The 4,995-nt window shown below is 32.2% G+C and carries 2 protein-coding genes; one reads left to right on the forward strand and one right to left on the reverse strand.

What is annotated here, in order from left to right; translation table 11 throughout:
- Positions 1 to 222: 222 nt before the first annotated feature.
- Positions 223 to 3,153, forward strand: coding sequence for an S-layer homology domain-containing protein (locus tag C3E90_RS03805; protein ID WP_236914309.1), 2,931 nt, complete (start codon positions 223 to 225; stop codon positions 3,151 to 3,153).
- 912 nt (positions 3,154 to 4,065) lie between these two features.
- On the opposite strand, the gene C3E90_RS03810 is transcribed toward C3E90_RS03805, so the two are convergent.
- Positions 4,066 to 4,995 (reverse strand): S-layer homology domain-containing protein (locus C3E90_RS03810; RefSeq protein ID WP_236914310.1); only part of this gene is annotated, 930 nt, incomplete at its 5' end.

The raw sequence follows: 4,995 nt of genomic DNA on the forward strand, positions 1-4,995 counted from the left end.
TTCCTCCTTTAATGTGGTTTTTGTCGATTACATTATATCAAATGGAGGATATTTCTCTATATTTTTTTGTTTTTTGTCCAACAATTATTTTACACTAAGTTATCCCCATTAAATATATTATACCCTATAATAAATAAACCTATTGTAATTATAATGTAATATTTAGAATCAGTTATATGGTGTATAATTAAGGTAGGATAATAATGAAAGGAGAGTTTATATATGAAAAAAGTTTTATCTTTAATACTAGCTTTAGTTATAGTATTTTCTAATTTTACTTTTTCCTTTGGAGCTCCTTCTGAAAAAGAATTATATAACCAAGCTGGAAAGATATTAGAAGGTTTAGGTGTATTGCAAGGCTCAGAAACTGGGGATTTGATGTTAGAAAACAATCTTAGAAGACAGGATATGGTAGTCCTCATTAGCAGACTCTATAAAGAAGAGGCTACAGCAAAAAAATACCTAGCAAAAGATACTTTTACTGATGTAAAAAGTTCTTTTTATAAACCCTATGTGTCCTGGGCAGTAGATAAAGGGCTTATTATTGGAATTGGGAAAGGAGAATTTGGCTTTGATAAACCAGTAAAAGTTAAACAATTTCAAACTTTACTATTGAGAGCTTTAGGCTATGGAGAAGAAGTAAAGGATTATGGAAAGGTGCCAGAAGTTGCAGATAAATTGAGATTAATGGATGGACTTTCAGCAAAACCTGATGAAGATGTAGTGAGAGGATTAATGGCAGCTATGACCCTTAACGCTTTAAGGCTTAACATTAGAGGCTCTAGTTTAACATTGGCTCAAAAGTTAAATTTAGATATACCAGATACCTTTGATGTGACAGTAGTTCCAACTATAGATAAAAACAATGTTGTATTCGAAGGGGTAGCAAAGGGAACCCATGCGCTGAAAATCCATTTAAACCCCCTTTCTTCGGATATTACCTCTGGAGAAAAATACTATGATATTTCTATAGATGATGAAGGTCGATTTTCATTTCCTATTGAAAACCTTCAACCTGGGAAATATGAATATAGGTTCTTAAGTGGAGATTTAAGTACCAGATCTCAAACCTTTACAATTCAAGAGCTACCCTTCGAATTAAACGATGTAAGAGCAGACAACCTTAAGGAAATAGCCATAAATTTCACAGCACCTGTAGATAAAGATTCTAGCTTGTTTGCTAGCAATTACTATACAAACGCAGGCACAGTTAAATCAGTACGTTTAGAAGACAATGATACTACTGTAGTCCTAACCCTTAACGAAACTATGAAAAACCAAAATACATACAAAATATCCATAAATAAAATCAAATCAGCAAAAGGAAAAGAAATAAGTATAAGGGATAGAGAATTTAACGCTTTCGATAATGAAATCCCAAAGGTAGAAGACGTTAAACAATTGGGAAATAAGGGTTTGAGGATTTATATGTCAGAACCAGTTAGGAGTGCTAAATCCTCAAATTTTAAAATTGATGGCAAGAGCATCTCAGCTCAAGTGGAAACTGTAGACAATGTAATTACATTAAAATATTATTCCTCTTATTATGCACCTGAAGAAGGTAAACATATTTTAAATGTATCAGGATTAGTAGACTATGCAGATTATAAGGCATTAGATCAAAATTTTTCCTTTGATATAATAAAGGATATTGAGCCACCAAAAATAGTAGATGCAAATGCCACTACTGAAGAAGTCATAATCCAATTTAATGAAGATATAGATCCAAGTTCAGTAGTTAGAACTAATTTCTATTGGAAATCTGGCTCTACTAAAAAATATCCTAATAGTGTAAAGGTGTTAAACGATAAAGTTATATTAGATTACTCAGGAAATAAATTACCTAATTATGAAATAACATTTTATATATATAGTGTAGGAGATTATTCAGATAACAAACTAAAATATGAAGAAACTAAAATAAAACCAGTATTAGATACCACCAACCCAGAAGTAGTAGGACTATCAGTTTCTGAAGATGGAAAAACTATTACCGTTTATTATAGTAAAAATGTAGTAGCAGGAAATAGAGCCTACTATGATATTAAAGATGAAAAAGGCAATAAGATATATATAAGGAGTATAGAAGGTTCTGGTAGAGAATATAGAATAAATTTAAATAATCATCTACCAATAGGTACAAATACCATTACCATTCAAGGAGTAGTGGATACCACAACTGTAAAAAATCCTCTAATAACTTATACTCAAAATATTTACATGGATGATGTGGAAGAACCAACAATAGTCAGTCATTCTGGTAAAGGTAATGAAATAATCCTTCGTTTTAGTAAGGATATGGACCCAGCCACTATAGAAGATAATCTAAATTATCTGTTAAAACTTGGGGAAAGACTTGAATATCTACCATCTGGCACTGAATTCAGTCTATTATTTGATGGGAAAACTTATGTAATCACTTTACCTGAAGAAATCAATGGTAAAAAGGTGGACATAGGTAGGGCAGGTAATATTACTGAATTAGATATCCGAGGACTTAAAGGCGTCAACGGTGTAACCATGAAACCTGTTACACTAAAATTTGACGGTACCAACCAAGGAGAAACCATAGTAAAAGAAGCTAGACTAATTGAACCCGATACCCTAATAGTAAAATTTGACCAACCAATATTATACGCTTCTAAAGATGATTTTAGCGTATCAGGAAGAACTATATATGACGTAACTGGGGATGGTTCAGAAGAAGTTATAATCACTTTAGACGATAAGGATGTAACAACTATAGATGGGAAACTAACTATAAAGGATAGAAACTCTATAGAAACAATTTTAGAAACAAAGGCTAAAGCAGATTCCATTACTGTAAAGGATGAGGTAAAACCTCGTATAGGTGCAAATAGTGGTAGACTTAGTACTAGCGGTAGAATAATCTATCTTCCTTTTACCGAAAAATTAGAAAGCAGAGTAGCAACTCTATTTAAAGATGATTTAATAGTAGAAGCATTAGGAAAAGGAGTCCTGGATAGGTCAGAATACTCAACTTCTTTAGATAATAACAATATAATAATCTCAATCTCTGGTACAATCAATCCTGACGGATATTCCATTAGATTGAAAGAAAATCCTAAATATATAATGGATACCAGTGGCAATGTAGTTGAATACGATGGATATGATTATTATACTAGATAGTATTAAAATAGAGACTCAATTGAGTCTCTATTTTTGTTAAAGGAGAAACTACATTGTCTTCTCCTTATCTCCCTCTTGCTTAATATGAAATTTTATTATAATATCTTCCATTCTGAACAAGTAGAAGAATTTTGGTATTCATCAACTATAGGAACATTTTTTTGTATTTCATGTATTCCTAGTATATTCTCATTTTCCTTTAAAAACTTTCCATAGTTCGCGTTAAAGGATACTTTAGGTTCACAATTATCTACAACATATCTACCTAATTGAGTTTCAATAACTTTTCCCGTTAATGGGCGATATTCCCATGGTTTGCTGAGGGTTAAGAAAAGCCCTGTAGGATAGTAAGTAATTACCTTCCCATGGGGCTTCTTGGTTTATTCTATTCGGTTGCTGATGAGTTAGGCCAGAAGGAGAAACAAAGTTTAATTATTGGTTTTAGTGTAATAATTATTCCTCTCTTAATAGCTGCAGCATTAATCAGTTTAAACTAATAGTTCCTGTGTTGCTACAAATTCTGATATGCTATTTATGTTAATCTTTGTCTTCTCCTTATCTCCCCCTCTAATTCTATCTGGCTTATAAGACATAACCAATAACACCAGCTCCAACAAAATCCATATCCATAACAGGAAACATTAGATATATACTTCTAGGTAGCCTAGCTTGTCTAAATGAATATTAAAGCCAGTTACTAAATTAGAGACAATAGAAGCTCCTACTACTTCTATCATCCCATCTATACTGATATATTTCCACAAGCTTCTATATAATTAAATATGTAAATTTTATAAAATATTTTACCTCTTTATCAGTAGATTGGTTTTGATTATCTTTTAATCATGTATAGATTACATGATTAGAGGATTAAAAAGACACTAGATTAATATTAATCTAGTGTCTTTTTAATTACATATCCAATACTGGATAGTATATTTCAGTCCATTCTTCGTATGTGTCTTTCATTCTGAAGTAATAGTGACTGTTTATAGCTTCTTGCATTTCCTCATAATACCATTTAGATTTTAGAAGATCTGGGAATTTTCTTGCGTCTTCTAATATATCTTTTTTGTGAACTCTTCTTTCTAATACTGCATTTACAAGAGTTACAAATTCAGCTCTGGTAATATATTGATCAGGTTTAAAGGTACCATCTTCGTAGCCTTTTACCCAACCTTTTTGTGAAGCAGAGTTGATATATTTATTTGCCCAATGGCCTTTAATATCTGAGAAACTATCTGCTTCAAATGGACTTAACTTGTCAAATCTTGAAGCTATTGCTGCAAGTTCTGCTCTTGTAATGAAGTTTCCTGGTTTAAAGGTTCCATCTGGATATCCTGTTATTATGGCTCCATTAGCTAGTGTAGATATATGTCTATTCGACCATCTATTGGCTTCAACATCTGAGAAATTATTAGTGTGAGCTAATATGCCGTTTCTATATTTTTCTGTTAATAATCTATAGAATACTGCTGCAACTTCTTCTCTTGTAATTAAGCCTTCTGGTCTTACAGTATTGTCAGGATAACCTTGAATATATTGGAAATGATCTTCTTTGTTTAATTCTGGCAATCCTATTGGTATTGGTTCGTCGATAATTATTATTTCCTTTATTGGTGGATCTTTAGGTGGATCTTTTGGTGGATAGTATGGCTTTGCTGTAACTGTCAATGTTCCTGCTTTGTATGTGATATTGTAGTTCTCAGTTACATCTACCTCTCCAGCCATTATTTCTGCTCTACTTGCTACGTTTGGACTACTCCCTACTTCTGTTCGAGAACCTACTACATTTACTGATTTTATTGTTTCACTTCCTGCAAGTGTTCCACTTGTAAGGCT

It is taken from the genome of Clostridium sp. Cult2, from assembly GCF_021655075.1.
Taxonomy (GTDB): Bacteria; Bacillota; Clostridia; order Tissierellales; family Tepidimicrobiaceae; genus Schnuerera.

What these genes read in the sequence shown, in the direction of transcription:
- C3E90_RS03805 (WP_236914309.1), top strand. Translation starts at nt 223, where the DNA reads ATGAAAAAAGTTTTATCTTTAATACTAGCTTTAGTTATAGTATTTTCT.